The 20,368-nt window shown below is 55.6% G+C and carries 18 protein-coding genes; 3 read left to right on the top strand and 15 right to left on the bottom strand.

Annotated features, from left to right (window positions below; translation table 11 throughout):
• Nucleotides 1-45: 45 nt before the first annotated feature.
• The gene (guaB, locus tag C3451_RS03815; RefSeq protein WP_003860601.1) at nt 46-1,512 is read right to left on the bottom strand and encodes an IMP dehydrogenase; all 1,467 of its coding nucleotides are present in this window, start codon (nt 1,510-1,512) and stop codon (nt 46-48) included.
• Nucleotides 1,513-1,671: 159 nt separating this feature from the next.
• On the opposite strand from guaB, the gene xseA reads away from it, so the two are divergent.
• From xseA to C3451_RS03830, 3 genes are read left to right on the top strand one after another with little or no spacing between them, the layout of a single operon-like run.
• Complete coding sequence (xseA, locus tag C3451_RS03820) at nt 1,672-3,045, top strand: exodeoxyribonuclease VII large subunit (RefSeq protein ID WP_045621484.1); 1,374 nt, start codon at nt 1,672-1,674, stop codon at nt 3,043-3,045.
• A gap of 58 nt (nt 3,046-3,103) precedes the next feature.
• The gene (locus C3451_RS03825) at nt 3,104-4,123 is read left to right on the top strand and encodes a M4 family metallopeptidase (protein ID WP_045621485.1); all 1,020 of its coding nucleotides are present in this window, start codon (nt 3,104-3,106) and stop codon (nt 4,121-4,123) included.
• Nucleotides 4,123-4,473 (top strand): protealysin inhibitor emfourin, encoded by a 351-nt coding sequence (locus tag C3451_RS03830; protein WP_023300706.1) that lies wholly within the window; start codon nt 4,123-4,125, stop codon nt 4,471-4,473. The genes C3451_RS03825 and C3451_RS03830 overlap by 1 nt, the downstream gene beginning before the upstream one ends.
• On the opposite strand, the gene C3451_RS03835 is transcribed toward C3451_RS03830, so the two are convergent.
• The 14 genes from C3451_RS03835 to C3451_RS03900 all read right to left on the bottom strand — a co-directional run bounded on the left by C3451_RS03835 (nt 4,470) and on the right by C3451_RS03900 (nt 20,323).
• The gene (locus C3451_RS03835) at nt 4,470-4,691 is read right to left on the bottom strand and encodes a zinc ribbon domain-containing protein (protein ID WP_023300707.1); all 222 of its coding nucleotides are present in this window, start codon (nt 4,689-4,691) and stop codon (nt 4,470-4,472) included. The two genes, C3451_RS03830 and C3451_RS03835, sit on opposite strands and share 4 nt — an antisense overlap.
• Before the next feature lie 58 nt (nt 4,692-4,749).
• On the bottom strand, nt 4,750-6,291 hold the full coding sequence (locus tag C3451_RS03840; RefSeq protein ID WP_023306697.1) for a peptide MFS transporter: 1,542 nt from the start codon (nt 6,289-6,291) through the stop codon (nt 4,750-4,752).
• Nucleotides 6,292-6,590: 299 nt separating this feature from the next.
• Nucleotides 6,591-8,063, bottom strand: coding sequence for a ribosome biogenesis GTPase Der (der, locus tag C3451_RS03845; RefSeq protein ID WP_022648998.1), 1,473 nt, complete (start codon nt 8,061-8,063; stop codon nt 6,591-6,593).
• A 112-nt stretch (nt 8,064-8,175) separates the two neighbouring features.
• Nucleotides 8,176-9,354 (bottom strand): outer membrane protein assembly factor BamB, encoded by a 1,179-nt coding sequence (gene bamB / locus C3451_RS03850; RefSeq protein ID WP_022648999.1) that lies wholly within the window; start codon nt 9,352-9,354, stop codon nt 8,176-8,178.
• A gap of 10 nt (nt 9,355-9,364) precedes the next feature.
• Entirely contained in the window at nt 9,365-9,985 is a 621-nt protein-coding gene (locus C3451_RS03855) for a YfgM family protein (protein WP_032622338.1), read from the bottom strand.
• Nucleotides 9,986-9,998: 13 nt separating this feature from the next.
• Complete coding sequence (hisS, locus tag C3451_RS03860) at nt 9,999-11,273, bottom strand: histidine--tRNA ligase (RefSeq protein WP_124304236.1); 1,275 nt, start codon at nt 11,271-11,273, stop codon at nt 9,999-10,001.
• A gap of 81 nt (nt 11,274-11,354) precedes the next feature.
• Nucleotides 11,355-12,473 (bottom strand): flavodoxin-dependent (E)-4-hydroxy-3-methylbut-2-enyl-diphosphate synthase, encoded by a 1,119-nt coding sequence (gene ispG / locus C3451_RS03865; RefSeq protein ID WP_003860619.1) that lies wholly within the window; start codon nt 12,471-12,473, stop codon nt 11,355-11,357.
• A gap of 26 nt (nt 12,474-12,499) precedes the next feature.
• Nucleotides 12,500-13,510 (bottom strand): cytoskeleton protein RodZ, encoded by a 1,011-nt coding sequence (rodZ, locus tag C3451_RS03870; protein WP_045621487.1) that lies wholly within the window; start codon nt 13,508-13,510, stop codon nt 12,500-12,502.
• 291 nt (nt 13,511-13,801) lie between these two features.
• Nucleotides 13,802-14,968: a bifunctional tRNA (adenosine(37)-C2)-methyltransferase TrmG/ribosomal RNA large subunit methyltransferase RlmN gene (locus C3451_RS03875; protein WP_003860623.1), complete on the bottom strand. Its 1,167-nt coding sequence runs from the start codon at nt 14,966-14,968 to the stop codon at nt 13,802-13,804.
• 147 nt (nt 14,969-15,115) lie between these two features.
• A complete protein-coding gene (gene ndk / locus C3451_RS03880) occupies nt 15,116-15,547 on the bottom strand; it encodes a nucleoside-diphosphate kinase (RefSeq protein ID WP_003860625.1) in 432 nt (143 codons plus the stop codon).
• A 124-nt stretch (nt 15,548-15,671) separates the two neighbouring features.
• Nucleotides 15,672-16,547: a 4Fe-4S binding protein gene (locus C3451_RS03885; RefSeq protein ID WP_045621488.1), complete on the bottom strand. Its 876-nt coding sequence runs from the start codon at nt 16,545-16,547 to the stop codon at nt 15,672-15,674.
• The gene (locus C3451_RS03890; protein ID WP_032623777.1) at nt 16,547-17,326 is read right to left on the bottom strand and encodes a DmsC/YnfH family molybdoenzyme membrane anchor subunit; all 780 of its coding nucleotides are present in this window, start codon (nt 17,324-17,326) and stop codon (nt 16,547-16,549) included. The genes C3451_RS03885 and C3451_RS03890 overlap by 1 nt, the downstream gene beginning before the upstream one ends.
• Nucleotides 17,319-17,948, bottom strand: coding sequence for a DMSO/selenate family reductase complex B subunit (locus C3451_RS03895; RefSeq protein WP_022649006.1), 630 nt, complete (start codon nt 17,946-17,948; stop codon nt 17,319-17,321). The genes C3451_RS03890 and C3451_RS03895 overlap by 8 nt, the downstream gene beginning before the upstream one ends.
• Nucleotides 17,945-20,323, bottom strand: a complete 2,379-nt coding sequence (locus tag C3451_RS03900; protein ID WP_022649007.1) for a DMSO/selenate family reductase complex A subunit — start codon at nt 20,321-20,323, stop codon at nt 17,945-17,947. The genes C3451_RS03895 and C3451_RS03900 overlap by 4 nt, the downstream gene beginning before the upstream one ends.
• Nucleotides 20,324-20,368 lie beyond the last annotated feature (45 nt).

Here is a 20,368-nt window from a genome sequence, read left to right on the forward strand (position 1 = left end):
AAACAGATTAAATAAATCGCCCGACACGAGGTCGGGCGAAGAAAATCATGATCCCAGACGGTAGTTCGGGGACTCTTTGGTGATCGTCACGTCGTGCACGTGGCTCTCCTGGATACCCGCACCGCTGATGCGTACGAATTCCGCTTTGGTACGCAGCAGGTCAATGGTACCACAGCCGGTCAGACCCATACAGGAACGCAGGCCGCCCATCTGCTGGTGGATGATCTCTTTCAGACGGCCTTTATAGGCCACGCGGCCTTCGATGCCTTCCGGTACCAGTTTGTCAGCGGCGTTATCGGTCTGGAAGTAACGGTCGGAGGAACCTTTGGACATCGCGCCCAGGGAGCCCATACCGCGGTAGGATTTATAAGAACGGCCCTGGTAGAGTTCGATTTCGCCCGGGGATTCTTCGGTACCAGCCAGCATGGAGCCTACCATCACGGCTGCGGCACCTGCGGCGATCGCTTTGGCGATGTCGCCAGAGAAGCGGATACCGCCGTCCGCGATAACCGGAATACCGGTGCCTTCCAGCGCTTCAACCGCGTCAGACACCGCGGTGATCTGCGGAACGCCCACGCCGGTGACGATACGGGTAGTACAGATAGAGCCAGGGCCGATACCCACTTTCACCGCGCTGCAACCGGCTTCCGCCAGCGCGCGAGCACCTGCGCCCGTAGCCACGTTACCGCCGATGATCTGGAGATCCGGGTATTTAGCACGGGTTTCACGAATACGTTGCAGAACGCCTTCGGAGTGGCCATGTGAGGAGTCAATCAGCAGCACGTCAACGCCCGCGGCAACCAGCGCGTCAACGCGCTCTTCGTTACCTGCGCCCGCGCCAACCGCAGCGCCGACGCGCAGACGGCCATGCTCGTCTTTACAGGCGTTCGGTTTACGTTCTGCTTTCTGGAAATCTTTAACGGTGATCATGCCACGCAGGTGGAAGTTCGCATCCACAACCAGCGCTTTCTCAACGCGTTTTTCGTGCATTTTCGCCAGCACCACGTCGCGGGTTTCGCCTTCGCGAACGGTCACCAGGCGCTCTTTTGGTGTCATATAGACGCTGACAGGCTGGTTCAGGTCAGTCACGAAACGCACATCACGACCGGTGATGATGCCCACCAGCTCGTTGTCTTCGGTCACAACCGGGTAACCTGCAAAGCCGTTACGCTCGGTTAGCGCTTTCACTTCGTGCAGGGTGGTGGTTGGCAGAACGGTCTGAGGATCGGACACGATACCGGATTCATGTTTCTTCACGCGGCGAACTTCTTCCGCCTGACGCTCGATAGACATGTTTTTGTGGATAAAGCCAATGCCGCCTTCCTGTGCCAAAGCGATAGCCAGACGCGCTTCAGTCACGGTGTCCATTGCTGCGGAGAGCATAGGAATGTTCAGACGAATGGTTTTCGTCAACTGCGTGCTGAGGTCGGCAGTATTCGGCAGAACGGTGGAATGAGCGGGAACGAGGAGGACGTCGTCAAACGTCAGTGCTTCTTTAGCGATACGTAGCATGGGCAATATCTCTGACCTGGGTGGTTAAATATTGCCGTGGCATTATACAGAGCGTAACCGATTGCATCTACACTTTTTTGAAAAAAATGCTTGCGATCGCCTCTCAGCAGGTTACTATCGACTGAATAACTTGCTGATTTAGAATTTGATCCCGCTCACATGTTATCCTCTCAATCCCCCTCAATTTATACTGTCAGCCGCCTTAATCAGACGGTGCGTTTGCTGCTTGAGCAGGAAATGGGACAGGTCTGGATCAGCGGTGAAATCTCTAACTTCACACAGCCTGCTTCCGGTCACTGGTACTTTACGCTAAAAGACGACACCGCTCAGGTGCGCTGCGCGATGTTCCGCAACAGCAATCGTCGCGTGACGTTCCGCCCTCAGCATGGCCAGCAGGTTCTGGTTCGCGCCAACATTACCCTGTATGAGCCGCGCGGCGATTATCAGATTATCGTCGAGAGCATGCAGCCCGCCGGTGAAGGCTTGTTGCAGCAGAAGTACGAGCAGTTAAAAGCCATGCTTTCGGCTGAGGGATTGTTTGACCAGCAGTTTAAAAAGCCCCTGCCCTCACCTGCCCACTGTGTTGGAGTTATCACCTCGAAAACCGGCGCGGCGCTGCACGATATTTTGCACGTCCTGAAGCGCCGTGACCCTTCCCTGCCCGTCATTATCTACCCAACTGCCGTTCAGGGTGACGATGCGCCGGGGCAGATCGTGCGCGCGATTGAGCTGGCGAATGCGCGTCAGGAGTGCGATGTCCTGATCGTCGGGCGCGGCGGCGGCTCGCTGGAAGACCTGTGGAGCTTTAACGACGAGCGCGTGGCGCGGGCAATCTTTGCCAGCCTTATCCCTGTGGTGAGCGCCGTCGGCCATGAAACGGATGTGACGATAGCCGATTTTGTCGCGGATTTACGCGCGCCCACGCCGTCCGCGGCGGCAGAGGTGGTCAGCCGTAATCAGCAGGAGCTACTGCGCCAGATCCAGAACGGGCAGCAGCGCCTGGAGATGGCGATGGACTACTTCCTCGCCAACCGTACCCGCCGCTTTACCCAGCTTCATCATCGTCTGCAACAGCAGCATCCGCAATTGCGTCTGGCGCGTCAGCAAACCGTACTGGAGCGTCTGCGTCAGCGGATGAACTTCGCGCTGGATAACCAGCTTAAGAAAGCGATATCGCGCCAGCAGCGCACGACTCAGCGTCTGAACCAGCAGAATCCGCAGCCAAAGATTTATCGCGCACAAACGCGGATCCAGCAGCTTGAGTTCCGCCTCGCGGAAAATATCCGCTCACGCCTGAGCGCCACCCGCGAGCGTTTTGGCAATGCGGTCACCCATCTGGAAGCCGTCAGCCCACTCTCCACGCTGGCCCGCGGCTATAGCGTGACCACCGCGACGGACGGCAAAGTGCTGAAGCAGACGAAGCAGGTTAAAGCAGGGGATGTGCTCACCACCCGGCTTTCTGACGGCTGGGTCGAGAGTGAAGTGAAAGAGATCAAACCGGTGAAAAAAACGCGTCAGCGTAAAAGCGGATAAATCTTCACCGGTTACAAACTATACTGCTGCTATTGCCTTTTTTAATAAGGAGAGCAGCATGCCCCATCTACATAGCGTCATCCCTCCGTATATTCTTCGCCGTATTATCGAAAGCGGTTCTGAGCCGCAGCAGCGCTGCGCCCGTCAGACCTTAACCCACGTCCAGACGCTGATGGCCCATATGCCGGGCAAGCCCGCCGCGCCGCATGTGAATAAAGCCGGTCAGCTTGAGCGTGACACCTACGATGCGAAACAGACCCAGGAGCTGCCGGGTACGCAGGTACGCTATGAAGGCCAGCCCTCCAACGGAGATGTGGCGGTGGATGAAGCGTACGATTATCTGGGTATTACCCATGATTTCTTCTGGAAGGAATATCAGCGCGATTCGCTCGATAACAAAGGGCTGATCCTCACCGGCACCGTGCACTATGGCCGTGAGTATCAAAACGCCTTCTGGAACGGCCAGCAGATGGTCTTTGGCGATGGCGACGGGGAAATCTTCAACCGCTTTACCATTGCCATCGACGTGGTAGCGCATGAGCTTAGCCACGGCGTGACGGAGACCGAAGCCGGACTCATCTACTTTGAACAATCGGGCGCGCTGAACGAGTCGTTATCCGACGTGTTCGGTTCGCTGGTGAAGCAATACCATCTTAAGCAAACCGCCGATCGGGCAGACTGGCTGATTGGTGAAGGGCTGCTGGCGGAGGGCATCAACGGGAAAGGGCTTCGCTCCATGTCTGAACCCGGCACGGCCTATAACGATCCGCTGCTCGGTAAAGATCCGCAGCCCGGGCATATGAAAGATTTCATCAAAACGCGCGAGGATAACGGCGGCGTACACCTTAACTCCGGTATCCCCAACCGCGCGTTTTACCTGGCCGCAACGGCGATCGGTGGCTACGCCTGGGAAAAAGCGGGTTATGCCTGGTACGACACGGTTTGCGATCGCAACCTGGCGCAGGATGCGGATTTTGATGCCTTTGCAAAACTGACGATAGCGCACGGCGAGAAACGCTCCGGTAGCGACGTTGGGGGGGCTATAAAACAAGCCTGGGAACAGGTAGGAGTGCTGTAATGCAGGTTCCGGAACTGACGGATGACGCCGTGGTTGAGCTGGCCCGGGAAGGCGGCGTCGCTTTTATCCCTAAGCTGAGCGGCCAGCGCACCATTGCGCTCTCCTCGCTTAATGAGGCCCAGCGCCAGCGCCTGGTGAGCATTCTGGAGCAGGCTTTCCCGCGCGGCCAGCCGCCCGGACAAGCCTCTTCCCCCGGCAGAGGTGACCAGCGCTATTTCCGCATCCAGATTATCTGGACCGGCCAAAATCAGGCGCACTACGCCGATATCATCGTGCTGGTACCCGAGCAGGAAGCACCCGAGTCGCTGGTGGAACTGTGGCAGAAAGGTGAAGGCTGCGTGTGCGATTAACCTTCAGCCCGAACAAACTCCACGCGTTTTTTAGAGATAAGACCGTGGCCGTTCTGGCAAAAGTAATCCACCGCACCGCAGGCCTTGAGTACCTGAAGCGGTTGATGGCAGTCAGGGCAGCGCGCTTCGAGGGGAATATCGTTATTGCAGCTGTCGCAGTGCGCGATACCGTTTTGCGGCTCGAGCGCTGCGTGGCAATCCGGACAGGTTATCGACATGCTCTCTCCTGTTGAGTTGGGCCGGGGCTGGATAACTGCCCCGGCAGGCTGAATAGTATCAGGCTTCGGTAGCCGGTTTTGTCTGCACATTTTCCAGCATGCGACGCACCGGAACAATGAGGACGATCAGCACCGCAGCACAAATCAACAGCGCGATGGAGCAACGGGCAAAGAGGTCCGGCAGCATATCCAGCTGGTCGGCCTTCACGTGACCACCAATCAGGCCCGCAGCCAGGTTACCCAGCGCACTGGCGCAGAACCACAGGCCCATCATCTGACCGCGCATTCTTTCCGGCGCCAGCAGGGTCATGGTTGCCAGACCAATCGGACTCAGGCACAGTTCCCCGAGCGTCAGCATCAGGATACTGCCCACCAGCCAGAACGGAGAAACCCCTGCTCCACCGTTGCTCAGCACGTTCTGTGCCGCCAGCATCATCAGGCCGAAGCCCGCCGCCGCGCACAAAATACCGATCACGAACTTGGTGATACTGCTCGGGCGAATATTATTGCTCGCCAGCTTCGGCCATGCCCAGCTAAATACCGGTGCCAGCAGAATGATGAACAGGGCATTAATCGACTGGAACCACACCGCCGGGATCTCAAAATCACCGATCATGCGGTTAGTGTAGTCGTTGGCGAACAGGTTGAAAGAGGTTGGCTTCTGCTCGAACGCGGACCAGAAGAACGCGGCGGAGACCAGCAGAATAAAGCATACCAGCAGCCTTGCGCGCTCTTTGCGATTCAGCCCGGCGAAGATGAACAGGTAGATGAAGTAGAGCGCGACGGAGGCGGCAATCACATATACCAGCACGCTGGCCACCGCGACCGGATTAATCACAATCACGCCCTGGGCAATCAACGTGACGATGATTGCAACACCCACAGCCAGCGCCAGCAGCCAGGCACCCACGCCGTTACGTTTCACTACTGGACTGTTCCAGGTGGAGTCCAGACCGACTTCGCTGTCGTAGCGCTTCATGGCCGGAACGGCAAACACGCGGAAGATAATCAGGGCGACCAGCATCCCGATACCGCCGATACCAAAGCCCCAGTGCCAGCCGTGGGTTTTAATCAGCCAGCCGGAAATCAGAGGAGCAATGAACGAGCCCATGTTGATGCCCATATAGAACAGCGAGAAACCGCCGTCACGACGCGCATCGCCCTTTTTGTAGAGGGTACCGACCATGACCGAGATACAGGTCTTGAACAGGCCGGAGCCGAGCACGATGAACATCAGGCCGATGAAGAACAGGTTGTCGCCCATAATGGCCGACAGGGCAATCGACAGGTGCCCAAGCGCAATCAAAATCGAACCGTACCAGACGGCCCGCTGCTGGCCGAGCCAGTTATCCGCCAGCCAGCCGCCCGGCAGTGCGGCGAGGTACATGGTGCCCGCGAAGATGCCGACAATCGCCGAGGCGTTTTCACGCGCCAGGCCCATCCCCCCGTCGTACACGGTGGCGGCCATAAACAGGATCAATAGCGGGCGAATACCGTAAAACGAGAAACGCTCCCACATCTCGGTGAAGAACAGCGAACCGAGCGGATAAGGATGGCCGAAGAAGGTTCGGCTCTCTTTTTGATTAACAGAGGATTGCATAATTCTCCCGAAAAGGTATGTGTCGTGCTTGTAAACACCAGCATGTACGCCGAACGGTTACGTATCCGATCGATTTTTTACATGCGGCGAAATGTTGGTTAACCATTTGATAACCAGGCGCTAGTTTTGTCTAGTACCGAACCCTGGACTTTAAGATGAAAATTCGACGATTGTCTACTTTCTTAGATATAAACATGGTTAAAAGCGAATAGTGATTGACATCACACAGGGAAGGCAGACCTTTTGAATGAGCGAAAAAAACCCGCGACAGGCGCGGGTTTTAGTGAGTTCGGTAAGAATTATTTGCTTTTCTTAATGTGCTTAATCAAACGCTTACGCTTACGCATCTGGTTCGGCGTCAGGGTATTACGTTTATTCGCAAACGGGTTTTCCCCTTCCTTGAACTGAATACGGATAGGCGTACCCATCACGTCCAGCGACTTGCGGAAGTAGTTCATCAGGTAGCGTTTGTAGGAGTCCGGCAGGTCTTTCACCTGGTTACCGTGGATCACCACGATAGGCGGGTTATACCCCCCGGCGTGGGCATATTTCAGCTTCACGCGACGGCCACGCACCAGCGGCGGCTGGTGATCTTCTGCTGCCATGTTCATGATACGGGTCAGCATCGCCGTGCTCTGGCGGCGGGTAGAGCTGTCATAGGCTTCACGAACGGATTCGAACAGGTTGCCTACGCCGCTGCCGTGCAGGGCAGAGATGAAGTGAACGCGGGCAAAGTCGATAAAGCCCAGACGGAAGTCCAGCGTCTCTTTCACCTGTTCGCGTACTTCATTGCTCAGGCCATCCCACTTGTTGACGACGATAACCAGTGAGCGCCCGCTATTAAGAATAAAGCCGAGCAGAGAGAGATCCTGATCGGAGATACCTTCACGTGCGTCAATAACCAGCAGCACCACGTTGGCGTCTTCAATCGCCTGAAGTGTTTTGATCACCGAGAATTTTTCCACTACATCGGTGATTTTCCCGCGCTTACGCACCCCTGCAGTGTCGATAAGTACGTACTCACGTTCATCGCGCTGCATTGGAATGTAAATGCTGTCACGCGTTGTGCCTGGCATGTCGTAAACCACCACGCGCTCTTCGCCCAGAATACGGTTAGTAAGCGTAGACTTACCTACGTTTGGGCGACCAACGATAGCCAGCTTAATCGGCAGATCCTGCGGGTTGAAGTCATCTTCCGGCTCTTCCTCGCCTTCCTCTCCGGCTTCAAACTGTGCCCAGTATTCGGCGTCTTCGTCCACCTCTTCCGGCGGGTTTACTTCATCAACCCACGGCAGCAGAACGGTTTCCAGCAGGCTGGTGACGCCACGGCCATGCGAGGCCGCGATAGGATAAATATCACCCAGACCTAAAGACCAGAAATCCGCAACGGCCTGATCGGCATCAATGCCGTCAGTTTTGTTCGCCACCAGGAAGGTTGGCTTTTCGCGTGAACGCAGATGTTTAGCGATAGCAGAATCCGCGGGCATCAGGCCAGCGCGCGCATCCACCATAAACAGAACCACATCCGCTTCTTCGATAGCCAGCAGAGATTGCTCTGCCATGCGGGTTTCTACGCCGTCTTCCGTACCGTCAATACCCCCGGTATCGATACAGATGAACTCGCGTCCTTCCACCTCTGCACGACCGTACTTACGGTCACGCGTCAGCCCCGGGAAATCCGCAACCAGCGCATCACGGGTGCGTGTTAAACGGTTAAAAAGAGTGGATTTTCCAACATTAGGGCGCCCGACAAGCGCGACCACAGGTACCATGTTTGAAGCCTCATAAAATTCAAAATAACGTCGCTTTCGCAGCGTTTTTAAAAATGTCAAAACGGCTCCTGAGTGAACAGGAGCCGTTTAGTATACTACAACCGCCGTGTAATTAACGCGTGATCGCGTACAGCGTGCCGTCTTTTGCCTGAATCAGCAGTTTGCCGTCAGCCACAACCGGGTCGGTCAGGAAGCCTGAGCCGTCCACTTTCTGCTGCGCCACGAAGCGGCCATTCTCTGGATCGATCCAGTGCATATAGCCTTCGCTGTCGCCCACCACCAGGCTACCGTTATACAGTGCCGGTGCGGTCAGCAGACGGTGCAGCAGATCGCTCTGCGTCCACAGCGTCACGCCACCTTCGGTGCTCAGCGCCAGCAGACGGTCGTTCTGATCCACCATATAAATACGGTTGCCGTCGACAATGAAATCGTTCACGGAACCCAGCTCACGTTTCCACATGATCTGACCGCTACGCAGGTCCAGCGCCGTCAGGTTGCCGTTATACGCCAGCGCGTAAACCACACCGTCAACGATGACCGGCGTGGTGTCCACGTCACTCAGACGGTCGATTTCAGTTGAACCGGTCGCCTGGGAAATACGCTGCTGCCAGATCATCTGGCCCTGCTGCATCAGTACTGCGCTGACACGACCGTTGTCACCACCCACAATGGCGGCGCCAAATGCAGTCGCCGGAGCAGATTCACCACGCAGAGACAGCGCTGGCATATCCAGGTTAACCGTCCATTTTACCAGACCATCGGCTTCGTTCAGCGCCTGCAACTGGCCGTTGCTGGTATGGATCAACACCAGGCCGTCGCTGACAACCGGACGTGACAAGGATTCACCGGCAACGCTGGTCTGCCATGCAACCGAACCGTCGCTGGCATTCAGCGCGTAAACCTGCGCTTTTTCGCTGCCCACATACACGTGACCGCCGGCAACGGTCAGGCCGCCAGAAAGCAGCGCAGGTTTACGGGAGAACCAGCCGTCTTTTTCCGCCAGGTTAATGGACCACACTTCTTTTCCGTCATCAGCGTTCAGCGCTTTAACGGTGCCTTTGCGATCGGCCGCATAGACCACGCCGTCAGCAAATGCCGGGTGCAGGTTGGAATAAAAATCGCCAATACCATCACCCACGGAGGTGTCCCAGGCGGTGGACGGAGTGAACTGGTTTTCAACCGTCGGCAGCGGGGACATTTTGACAACGTCTTCTTCGCCACTGAACAGTGAACAACCACTCAATAACGTAACAGAAAGCAGTCCTGGCAGAAGTAATTTACGCAATTGCATTGGGTCCCTCTCAGACGGACAAATTATTTATTTTCATCTGCATCATTTCGCTCAGCGCAGGTGAAGCTTTACTATCCACGCCAGCTTGCCACGCTTTACGCGCGCCCGCTTTATCACCCTTACTCAGCAGTGCTTCACCGCGAAGATCGGCGACAATAGCGGCAAAGCCATCACCTTTGATGGTATCAAGCGTTTTCAGCGCGTCGTCGGCTTTTTTCTGCTGAACCTGAATACGTGCCAGGCGCAGATTGATCACCGCTTTCAGATTTTCGTCACTGGCAGCAGCAAGCCCCTGAGACAGTTGCGCAGCGGCTTTGTCCAGTTCGTTTTTATCAACATACTGCTGAGCCACTTCCAGCGCAGCCAGCGCACCGTAGGTGTTTTTGTTGTCAGCGGCAAATTTCTCCGCAGCCGTCAGCGTTTGCGGCTGATCGGCACGGATTGCGCTAACGGTGTTTTCGTAGTTCAGGGATGAACCGCGAGCAGAGTCAGCCTGATGATTGTTCCAGTAACGCCAGCCAACCAGCGCACCAACACCTAAAATAACCCCTACAACCAGTGCCTTGCCGTTTTCAGCAAAGAAGCGTTTAACCGCATCAACCTGGTCGTGTTCGTTCTCGTACATTTCCACGCAGTCCTTCTCCTTAGCCCAATAGAGTGCGCAAGTGCGCCGCAACGCCATCCTGCGTTACCGTAGTTTGCTCACCAGAGCGCAGGTCTTTAACCACCACTTCGCCGTTGGCCACTTCGGACTCACCCAGCACCAGTGCAATACTTGCGCCCCACTTATCGGCACGAGCAAACTGTTTTTTAAAGTTGCCGCCGCCGTGGTTGGTCATCAGCTTTACGTCCGGCAGCGCATCGCGCACGCGTTCGGCAAGCTGCATCGCCGCAGACTGTGTATCCGCAACTGAGGCCACCAGGTATATATCGACAACAGGATCGGCTTTAAATTCCGGATTAACTGCCTGAACCAGCAAAACAAGTCGCTCAAGGCCCATCGCGAAGCCTACAGCCGGTGCTGCGCGACCACCCAGTTGCTCGACCAGTCCGTCATAACGACCGCCAGCACAGACGGTGCCCTGCGAACCGAGGCTGGTGGTGACCCACTCAAATACGGTGCGGTTGTAGTAGTCCAGACCGCGCACCAGACGCTGGTTAACGGTATAAGCAATGCCCGCCGCTTCAAGCAGCTTGCACAGGCCAGCAAAGTGTTCGCGGGAATCCTCATCCAGGTAGTCACCCAGCGCTGGCGCATCGTTCAGCAGCGCCTGTACGTCAGGATTTTTGGAATCGAGTACGCGCAGCGGGTTGCTGTACATACGACGCTTACAGTCTTCGTCGAGCTTCTCTTTGTGTTGTTCCAGGAACGCCACCAGCGCATCGCGATAGTTCGCACGCGCTTCCAGAGAACCGATAGAGTTCAGCTCCAGGGAAACGTGCTCAGAAATACCGAGCGCACGCCACCAGCGGGCAGTCAGCATAATCAGTTCGGCATCGATATCTGGTCCTTGCAGACCAAACACTTCCACGCCAAGCTGGTTGAACTGACGGTAGCGGCCTTTTTGCGGACGTTCGTGGCGGAACATCGGGCCGATATACCACAGGCGCTGCTCCTGATTGTACAGGAGACCATGTTCGATGCCGGCGCGTACGCAACCCGCCGTCCCCTCAGGGCGCAGGGTCAGGCTGTCGCCGTTGCGGTCCTCAAAGGTATACATCTCTTTTTCAACCACGTCGGTTACTTCGCCGATCGCGCGTTTGAATAACGGGGTCTGCTCTACAATCGGCAAACGAATTTCGCTGTAACCGTAGCTGCCGAGCACCTGCTTCAGTGTGCCTTCAATGCGCTGCCAGATGGCGGTTTCGCCAGGCAGATAATCGTTCATGCCGCGGATGGCTTGAATGTTTTTTGCCACGTTTATTCTCTTTCTATATACAAAAAAGAACCCAAAGAATGGGTTCAATCATACATGGGAAGCAGCCTGCTTCCCATCACGTTATTTTTCAACCTGCTGAACGCTGATGCGCTGCGCTTCGTCCATCATCGTCGCTTTTGCGCGAATGCGGGCTTCAAGCTGGTCGATCATATCACTATTATCCAGACGATCTTTACGAACGCCATCTTCATAGAGACCACTTTTCTTGTTACCGCCGGTAACGCCCAGCGTGGACACCAGCGCTTCACCCGGACCGTTCACCACGCAGCCGATGATGGAAACGTCCATCGGGGTGATGATGTCTTCCAGACGCTGCTCCAGGGCATTCACGGTGCCGATCACGTCAAACTCCTGACGTGAACAGGTTGGGCAGGCGATGAAGTTGATCCCACGCGCGCGGATACGCAGTGATTTCAGGATGTCGAAACCGACTTTGATCTCTTCCACCGGATCGGCGGCCAGGGAGACGCGTAACGTGTCACCGATGCCTTCAGAGAGCAGCAGGCCGAGACCAATTGCCGATTTTACTGAGCCGCTGCGCAGCCCACCCGCCTCGGTGATGCCAAGGTGCAGCGGCTGATCGATCTGTTTTGCCAGCAGACGATACGATTCAACGGCCAGGAAAACGTCAGACGCTTTCACGCTCACTTTGAACTGATCGAAGTTAAGGCGATCCAGATGATCGACGTGACGCATGGCGGATTCGAGCAGCGCCTGCGGCGTCGGCTCACCGTACTTTTCCTGGAGATCTTTTTCCAGAGAGCCAGCGTTTACGCCGATACGGATTGGAATGTTTTTGTCGCGGGCGCAGTCAACCACCATGCGAATGCGCTCTTCGTTGCCGATGTTGCCTGGGTTAATACGCAGACAATCGACACCGTATTCAGCGACTTTCAGCGCGATACGGTAATCGAAGTGAATATCGGCAACCAGCGGAACGCTCACCTGCTGCTTGATCAGTTTGAACGCCTCAGCGGCGTCCATGGTCGGCACTGAGACGCGAACAATGTCCGCGCCGACGCGTTCTAATGCTTTGATTTGATTAACCGTCGCTTCTACATCCGTAGTACGCGTATTGGTCATCGACTGGACGGCGATAGGCGCCCCATCGCCGATTGGCACGTTCCCAACGTAAATCCGTTTCGATTTTCTACGTTGAATAGGAGCCTGGTTATGCATGTAAAATCTCCCGCATTGCCCGTCTGTTACTGTGCTGCTGATTGTTCGGCATTAACGGTAAGACGCGCAACCTGGTTAGTTCTGATAAAGCGGCTCAGATCGACAGGTTTTCCTTGATACTGGATCTGTACCGCTGCCGGTGCGCCGATTTTAAGCTTGTATGGTGCCTGGCCCGTTAGATTTAACGTGCCATCTTTACGTTGCAGGCCGCTGAACAGCTTTTTACCTGTCGCGTCAGTCACTTCCAGCCAGCAATCAGCCGTGAAATTCATCACCAGCGCATTCGGGTCAACGGCAGGTGCCGCCGTACCCGCCGGGTCAGTTGGCAGTGACGCTGCGGTGTTATCTGCCGGTGCCGTTGCCGCAGGGGCGGTATCAACATTGGCCTGAGAAGGTGATACGACCGCGTTCTGATCCTGGGCCTGGGTGGCTGGTGCGGTATTCGCCGTCGCTTCTGGCGTCGCCGCTGGCTCGGTTGCAGGCGTGCTGGTTGCTGCCGCCTGAGGTTCGCTGGAGGTCGCAGCCCCTTCGGTGCTCAACGGCACGCTTTGCGCGCCGTTAGTACCAGATTGATTAAGCTCAGCGGAGGACTGATCGGCCATGGTGGTGATCTCTTCCTGTTGCGCTTTGTGGTTTTGCCACCACCATGCGCCCGTCAGGCCGACAACCACGAACAGGACCAGCCAGGTAAAGCTCATCAGCCAGCCATCGCGTTTTTTACGACGTTTACCCAAAGAGAAGCTTTGCATCGGCGCAACTTTTGCCGCACGCACAGGCGCCTGCTTCTCCATCATCGGCAGTAATTCGTCTTCAGGAATATGAACCAGTTTGGCGTAAGAACGGATATAACCGCGCAGAAACGTTGAAGCCAGATCGGCGGGCGCCTTATCTTCTTCAATGTCGCGAACGGTGGAAACCTTCAGGCACAGGCGTTCTGCAACGGCTTGCTGGCTGAGTCCGAGTTGTTCACGGGCGTTGCGAAGACGAACGCCAGTGGAGAGTGCTGCATTTTGATCGTGAGTGGCTTCAGTATTCATTCGCTACAACTACTGGTACGTGAAAATAAGGGTTCAGGTGCCGGTGAGTCACAATGCCACCCGCACCGCGAAACTTTAGGTCAGTTAACCTGGAACAAACAGTATAAGACTGTCGGGCCGCAGATGACAGCGCTGGCAGGCCTTCACGCTAAACTGTTGTTACGTCGTTACATACTGCCCGAAAGTCGTATGAAACGCACCGTAATTATTAATCAGTCGTGATGATTGTGGCTGGTTATTCAGTAAATTAATGCTTCACGGCGCAAAAAATGCGCCGTGTTTGCATAATAATCAAACGGTTTTAACCGCGATTGACTCACCCTGCATACGCTTACGCAGCGTACGTTTGGTACGGTCAATAACGTCACCCGCCAGCTGACCACAGGCTGCGTCGATATCGTCGCCACGCGTTTTACGTACGATGGTGGTGAAACCATACTCCATCAGCACTTTTGAGAAGCGATCGATACGGCTGTTCGAGCTACGGCCATACGGCGCGCCCGGGAACGGGTTCCATGGGATCAGGTTGATCTTACATGGCGTATCTTTCAGCAGTTCAGCCAGCTCATGTGCATGCTCGGTACCGTCGTTAACATGATCCAGCATCACGTATTCAATGGTCACGCGGCCCTGGTTAGCGTTGGATTTCTCCAGGTAACGGCGCACGCCAGCCAGGAAAGTTTCGATATTGTACTTTTTGTTGATCGGCACAATTTCGTCACGGATGGCGTCGTTTGGCGCGTGAAGGGAGATGGCCAGCGCAACGTCAATCATGTCACCCAGTTTGTCCAGCGCAGGCACAACGCCGGAAGTAGAGAGCGTAACGCGGCGCTTGGACAGACCAAAACCGAAATCGTCGAGCATGATTTCCATCGCCGGAACGACGTTGGTCAGGTTGAGCAGCGGTTCACCCATCCCCATCATCACCACGTTGGTGATTGGACGTGTACCGGTGACTTTCGCTGCACCCACGATTTTCGCGGCACGCCAGACCTGGCCGATAATTTCCGATACGCGCAGGTTACGGTTAAAGCCCTGCTGCGCCGTAGAGCAGAATTTACACTCCAGCGCACAGCCCACCTGAGAAGAGACGCACAGCGTGGCGCGATCGTCTTCCGGGATATACACGGTTTCAACACGCTGATCGCCAACGGCAATGGCCCACTTGATAGTGCCATCTGAAGAGCGCTGCTCTTCCACCACTTCCGGTGCGCGGATTTCCGCCACTTCTTTAAGCTTATTGCGCAGCACTTTGTTGATGTCCGTCATGTCATCAAAGTTGTCGCTGCAATAGTGGTACATCCATTTCATGACCTGATCGGCACGAAACGGCTTCTCGCCCATCTCTTTAAAGAACTCGCGCATCTGCTGACGGTTCAGGTCCAGCAGGTTAATTTTTCCATTTTTATTGGGAACCGCAGGAATGGCGACTTCGGAGGTATTCACTAATTCAGACATAATTTTTTCCGGCCTCGTTGTTACACGTTGTGGCCCTTGGTGGGTTGAAAAGAAACGCCCCGGTAAGCAGTCTGCTCGTCCGGGGCGTTGCATTGTACAAAGTCTGGCGCAGGGATGCCACGTTTGCACGCGGCATTTACGAAATTATTAGCGAGTGCGCGGGCACACTTCGCCTTCTGCAAAGAAGAACGCGATTTCGCGCGCAGCAGATTCAACAGAGTCGGAACCGTGGGTGCCGTTCTCGGTGAAGCTGTCTGCGTAGTCAGCGCGCAGAGTACCTGCCAGCGCGTTGTCCGGGTTGGTTGCACCCAGCAGATCGCGGTGACGCTGTACCGCGTTTTCGCCTTCCAGTACGGATACCACGATTGGGCCAGAAGTCATGAACTCGACCAGACCGTCAAAGAATGGGCGACCTTCGTGCTCAGCGTAGAAACCGCGAGCCTGTTCAACGGTCAGGTGCAGCATTTTGGTGCCAACGATCTTAAACCCTGCTGATTCAAAGCGAGCGAAGATGCTGCCAATAACGTTTTTTGCCACCGCGTTTGGTTTGATGATGGAAAAAGTACGTTCAATAGCCATTGATAACCTCTGTAAAATGTTCTGTTGTTTTTGCATACCTGAGTATGGTGTGGCGCGGATTATAAAGAGCAATAGCGCCATTGCCTATGGTTATGCATAACATTTTTTTAAAATGAGACGAAGATTAGCAACAGCTCGTATTTCGCATGCCGTACTGATGGTGAAAACAGAGCGGACACTGCTTTTCATCAGAACTAAATGACCAGAAATGGCGGTGGCACGTCAAACAAACGGCTTCATATGCCGGTATGGTCACGCTTTTCGCTGTCCCGTCTGTTTGCGTCACGTTTATCGCCGCATGCTGGCATACCGCTTCGCAGCCGCCACACCCCGTACAGCGTCCGGTTTCCACGACCAGTTCAGCGTTCTCAAACCGAATCGCGTTTTCCGTACAACTCCGCCAGCACGCGCCGCAGAGTACGCAGGATTCGGTATCGAGAGTTATCTCTGCCTCGCTAAACGCAGAAAACGCCCTGCGCCGTTCTCGCTGACCGGGCACGACGCAACAGACCCGGACATCCTCACGGGGAACGTGCATCAGCGCACGCCGGGCGGTATTTACCTCGTTGACGGGTATATGTTTAAACGCCCACGCTGCTTCACCACGTCGACGAAGCGCCAGATTCAGCCGGGCAATCGCCAGCAACCAGTCAGGATTCTGCTCCGCGTCGATACTGATAAAACGAACGTGGTGCTGCGCGTGCCACAGCAGAAGCTCATTCACCCCTGGCGCACGGTCAGTAAAAGGCCCAACAAGCGTATCGCCACACAGAAAACGTTTTCGCGGCGTGATGCCGGTGATGGCTTCAGCGGGGCAGACAAACAGGCAGTCACCGCATTCAATACAGCGGCTGTCATCAACCGAGACGCCGGTGTCGTTAAAAGAAAAAGCCTGCACGGGACAGACGTCCGCGCAGGCGCAGCAGGAAGAGTGGCGAAAACGGCGACGCACGCACGCATGCGTCACGTCCATCGCCGGGGCAAAGGTTAATCCGCCCATCAGCCAATACTGAAGAAAACAAAGCGCAGCATTAGCTCACCCACAATCAGCAAGGCGCTGCCCAACAGCATTGTGCCTCGCGCCGCTTTTAAGCCGCCCGCAGCAAAGCACAGCATACCCGCAACGGAAACGCACCAGCTCAGCAGATGCACGGTTCGCAGTTGCTCCAGCATTTGTAACGGTGCGTGTGGGAACGTCACAACGGTGTTGTCCATAGCCGTAATATCTGCCAGCCAGACGGGCTGCATCACCAGACGTGCAATCACCAGCAGCGTGATAATGACAATCGCCGTTCGCACGCGAGTCTGGGAACGTGCCCCAACGGCCATGCAGGCTGAACCGATAATTCCCACCGAACCGATAAACAGCACCAGGGTATTAATGTGATGCCACGTCACCACGGATGCATGCATGTAGATCTGCGCCATGCAGAACACATCCACCAGCCCGACAAGACCTGCCACAACCAACAGCGGCTTCCAGCCTGGTTTTTTGACAAACATCAGCAGCGTTGCGAGGCCAAGTGCCGCAAGATAAAGACTGGCAAAGATAATCTCACGGCTCAGCCAGGAGCTGGATACGTGACGCAGCGCGTTGAACGCATTAAGTGGATAGCCCATGTGCAACGCGGAGGCGAGCAGACCGAGGCTGGCCAACACAAACGCTCCGGCAGCCGGCAGCAGCACGCTGCGTTGCGTGCTTCCGAAGGCCAGCCACAGCGTAACGCCAACCGATCCTTGCAGGAACAGCGTAAAAATCAGCAGCGGTAACTCATGCATGACGTTTCCCCTCTTTCTCTGCGCCCTGATGCGCTTTGATCACCAGGTTCGGTTTGGTGATGGAGGAATCAGGCAAGCCTTTCACATCACAGACCGCACCATACTTCGCCCGCAGTTCATCAATCGGCCCGAATTTAATCGCTTCGAGAGGACAGGTTGCCACACAGACAGGCTGTTCCCCCTTCGCCTGTAGATCCACGCAGAAATCACATTTGGACATCTGCCCGGTCTGCTCGTTGAGCTGTGGCGCGCCGTAAGGGCATGACCACGCGCAGTAGCCGCAGCCGACGCACTTATCAGTATCTACGCGCACAATACCGTCCCCCGGACGCTTATGCATCGCAGTGGTCGGACAGTTTTTGGTGCAGATTGGGTCGGCACAGTGGTTACAGGAGATAGAGAGCGTGTAGGCAAAAACGTTATTGCTGACGCCACCCTGCCCGGTCGGGATAAAGCTCCCGCCATTAACTTCGTACACGCGACGGAAACGACGTCCGACCTCAAGGTTGTTTTTATCTTTGCACGCCACCTGACATGCTTTGCAGCCCGAGCAGCGAGAAGAGTCGATATAAAAACCCAGCTGTTTGTCGCTTACCGGTGCGTAATGTTTAAACTGACTCATGCTTTAGCTACCTCCACCAGCATGGTTTGATGGGAATTCCCTTTCGCAAGCGCGGTAATACGTGCGGAACTGAGCACGTTCGCGCAGCCGCCCTTATCAATACCCTGCTCGTCCGGCTGCCACCAGGCACCTGCCTGCATGGCCACAACGCCTGGAATGATGCGCGGCGTGACCTCCGCCGGGATCTCGCAAATGCCGCGCGCGTTATGAATACGCACGGTATCTCCCTGCGCAATGCCGCGTTTTTGCGCATCCTGCGGGTTGATCCACAGCTTTTGCTGCTGCGCCTCAATTAACCACGGGTTGGCGTACTGGGTGGAGTTAGCGCGGTTTTTTCCTTTCCAGGTAATCAGCTGGAGCGGGAAGCGTTTCGCCAGCGCGTCTTCCGGCCCTTCATGGGCAGGCACGTAGTGCGACAGCGCCGGAATTTCCGGGTGATGCATGTCGTACAGACGCTTCGAGAAGATCTCAATTTTTCCGGACGGCGTCGGAAACGGATGATTCTGCGGATCGCGAATGTTGTCTTCAAAGGCGACGAACGGCGCGCTTTTGAAAAGGTGCTGACGCGTCTTCTGTAGCGTCGCGAAGTCCGGCAGGTTTTCGTCAGGCATGGAAAGACGCGTCTGCTCCCAGATGTGCTCAATCCACGCTTTTTCGTCACGCCCTTCACTGAACGCGGGTTCGACGCCAAGCTTAGCGGCGACCTCCCGCAGCCAGTCGTAGTCTGAACGGCGTTCAAATTCAGGTTCAATGAGCTTTTCTGACAGGATCAGATAGCTTGCCGTGCCCCAGGTTTCGCCGATATTCCAGCGTTCCATAAAGCTGGTTTCCGGCAAAAGAAGGTCGGCGTATCGGGCGCTCGGCGTCATAAACAGATCGCTTGCGACGATAAACTCAATTTTCGACTCGTCTTCCAGGACACGGGTTGCCTGATGAAGATCCGGGTTCTGGTTAGCCAGATAATTTCCCGCCAGCGAGAACAGGATGCGGATATTGCTGTCCAGCTTTTCGGCATCCTTCAGGCCGACGTCCGCGGTGACCTGAGAGGCATCGTCGGCGGCCTGCACCCAGTTCATCACCGATATTTTGGCTTTGACCGGGTTGTCCGGCATTTCTGGTCCGGCGGCAAATTTCCGGTTTGCGCAGCCGCCATAGCCCGCTGCCCAACCGCCTTTCACCCCGACGTTACCCGTGAGCGTAGCCAGCAACGTCGAGCCGCGCGCGGTGCGCTCGCCGCAGTTATGACGCTGCGGTCCCCAGCCCTGGATCAGCGCAGCGGGTTTGGTGGTTGCGTAGTCGCGCGCCAGTTGCCGAATTGTTTGTGCAGGCACGTGAGTGATTTTCTCTGCCCACTCGGGCGTTTTCGCCACGCCATCTTTTGCGCCGCTCAGGTAAGCCATCAGGGATTCATTGGCCGGAACGCCTTCTGGCATAGTGTCTTCGTCAAAGCCCAGGGTGTAGCGCTGAATAAAGTCGCGATCGTGCAGGTTCTCCGTGACGATCACATACATCATCGCGTCCATCAGGGCGTTGTCCGTGGTGGGAAGCAGCGGGATCCACTGATCGGCCAGGGAGGAAACCGTATCGGAATAGCGAGGGTCGACAACAATAAAGCGAGTGCCGTTTTGCTTCATCTTCTGGTAGAAGTGGTTGCTGTGACCAAAGATCGTTTCCGTCGGGTTATGTCCCCAGAGGATGACCAGTTTGGTGTCCAGCAGCGTGTCCAGAGAACTGCCGCTGGCAGCGGTGCCATAGGTATACGGCGTTGCTGCCGCCGTGTTACCCATACTGACCGAGTGATAGCTTTCGAGATAGCCGCCGGTTAAGTTGAGCAGACGACGAACCATTTTATCGCCGGAAAAAGTCCCGCCGGACACAGCGGTGCCCACATGAACATAGCGTGAAGCCGCACCGTATTTTTGCGTAATAGTTTTTAATTGATTCGCAATAAGGGTGGTGGCTTCATCCCAGGTAATACGCTCGAATTTTCCTTCGCCACGTTTCCCTACACGTTTCATTGGGTATTTCAGCCGATCGGGATGGTAAACAAATTTCCGATAAGCCCGGCCACGCACGCAGGCGCGCATTACGGGCATTTGCGGATCCAATGCGTTATCCGGACGCGTAGAAATTCGGGTCACAACGCCCTCACTGACGTGAGCACGAATATCACACTTGCCGCCGCAGTCAAACGTACTACAGGTTTGCACCACTTTTTCTTCAGGCGTAGTGTCTGAAACCGCCGCGCCCTGTGCCTGTACTTTGCCGGTTTTGACGACAAAAGGCAGAGCGGCGAGCGCCGATCCTGCCTGAATAAACTGACGCCGGGATATGGCGGGAATAGTCCCCTCTCCCTGATGTTTATTTTTTTCCATTGCTCGTTCCTTAAAATAAAAACGCATTCTCGTTTTTTTTCAGGA

Source organism: Enterobacter sp. 301B (genome assembly GCF_003850715.1).
Classification (GTDB): domain Bacteria; phylum Pseudomonadota; class Gammaproteobacteria; order Enterobacterales; family Enterobacteriaceae; genus Enterobacter; species Enterobacter intestinihominis.

Excerpts from the sequence above, each read along its gene's own strand:
- guaB (WP_003860601.1), bottom strand. The coding sequence starts at position 1,512 with ATGCTACGTATCGCTAAAGAAGCACTGACGTTTGACGACGTCCTCCTC.
- xseA (WP_045621484.1), top strand. The coding sequence starts at position 1,672 with ATGTTATCCTCTCAATCCCCCTCAATTTATACTGTCAGCCGCCTTAAT.
- C3451_RS03825 (WP_045621485.1), top strand. The coding sequence starts at position 3,104 with ATGCCCCATCTACATAGCGTCATCCCTCCGTATATTCTTCGCCGTATT.
- C3451_RS03830 (WP_023300706.1), top strand. The coding sequence starts at position 4,123 with ATGCAGGTTCCGGAACTGACGGATGACGCCGTGGTTGAGCTGGCCCGG.
- C3451_RS03835 (WP_023300707.1), bottom strand. The coding sequence starts at position 4,691 with ATGTCGATAACCTGTCCGGATTGCCACGCAGCGCTCGAGCCGCAAAAC.
- C3451_RS03840 (WP_023306697.1), bottom strand. The coding sequence starts at position 6,291 with ATGCAATCCTCTGTTAATCAAAAAGAGAGCCGAACCTTCTTCGGCCAT.
- der (WP_022648998.1), bottom strand. The coding sequence starts at position 8,063 with ATGGTACCTGTGGTCGCGCTTGTCGGGCGCCCTAATGTTGGAAAATCC.
- bamB (WP_022648999.1), bottom strand. The coding sequence starts at position 9,354 with ATGCAATTGCGTAAATTACTTCTGCCAGGACTGCTTTCTGTTACGTTA.
- ispG (WP_003860619.1), bottom strand. The coding sequence starts at position 12,473 with ATGCATAACCAGGCTCCTATTCAACGTAGAAAATCGAAACGGATTTAC.
- rodZ (WP_045621487.1), bottom strand. The coding sequence starts at position 13,510 with ATGAATACTGAAGCCACTCACGATCAAAATGCAGCACTCTCCACTGGC.
- C3451_RS03875 (WP_003860623.1), bottom strand. The coding sequence starts at position 14,968 with ATGTCTGAATTAGTGAATACCTCCGAAGTCGCCATTCCTGCGGTTCCC.
- ndk (WP_003860625.1), bottom strand. The coding sequence starts at position 15,547 with ATGGCTATTGAACGTACTTTTTCCATCATCAAACCAAACGCGGTGGCA.
- C3451_RS03885 (WP_045621488.1), bottom strand. The coding sequence starts at position 16,547 with ATGGGCGGATTAACCTTTGCCCCGGCGATGGACGTGACGCATGCGTGC.
- C3451_RS03890 (WP_032623777.1), bottom strand. The coding sequence starts at position 17,326 with ATGCATGAGTTACCGCTGCTGATTTTTACGCTGTTCCTGCAAGGATCG.
- C3451_RS03895 (WP_022649006.1), bottom strand. The coding sequence starts at position 17,948 with ATGAGTCAGTTTAAACATTACGCACCGGTAAGCGACAAACAGCTGGGT.
- C3451_RS03900 (WP_022649007.1), bottom strand. The coding sequence starts at position 20,323 with ATGGAAAAAAATAAACATCAGGGAGAGGGGACTATTCCCGCCATATCC.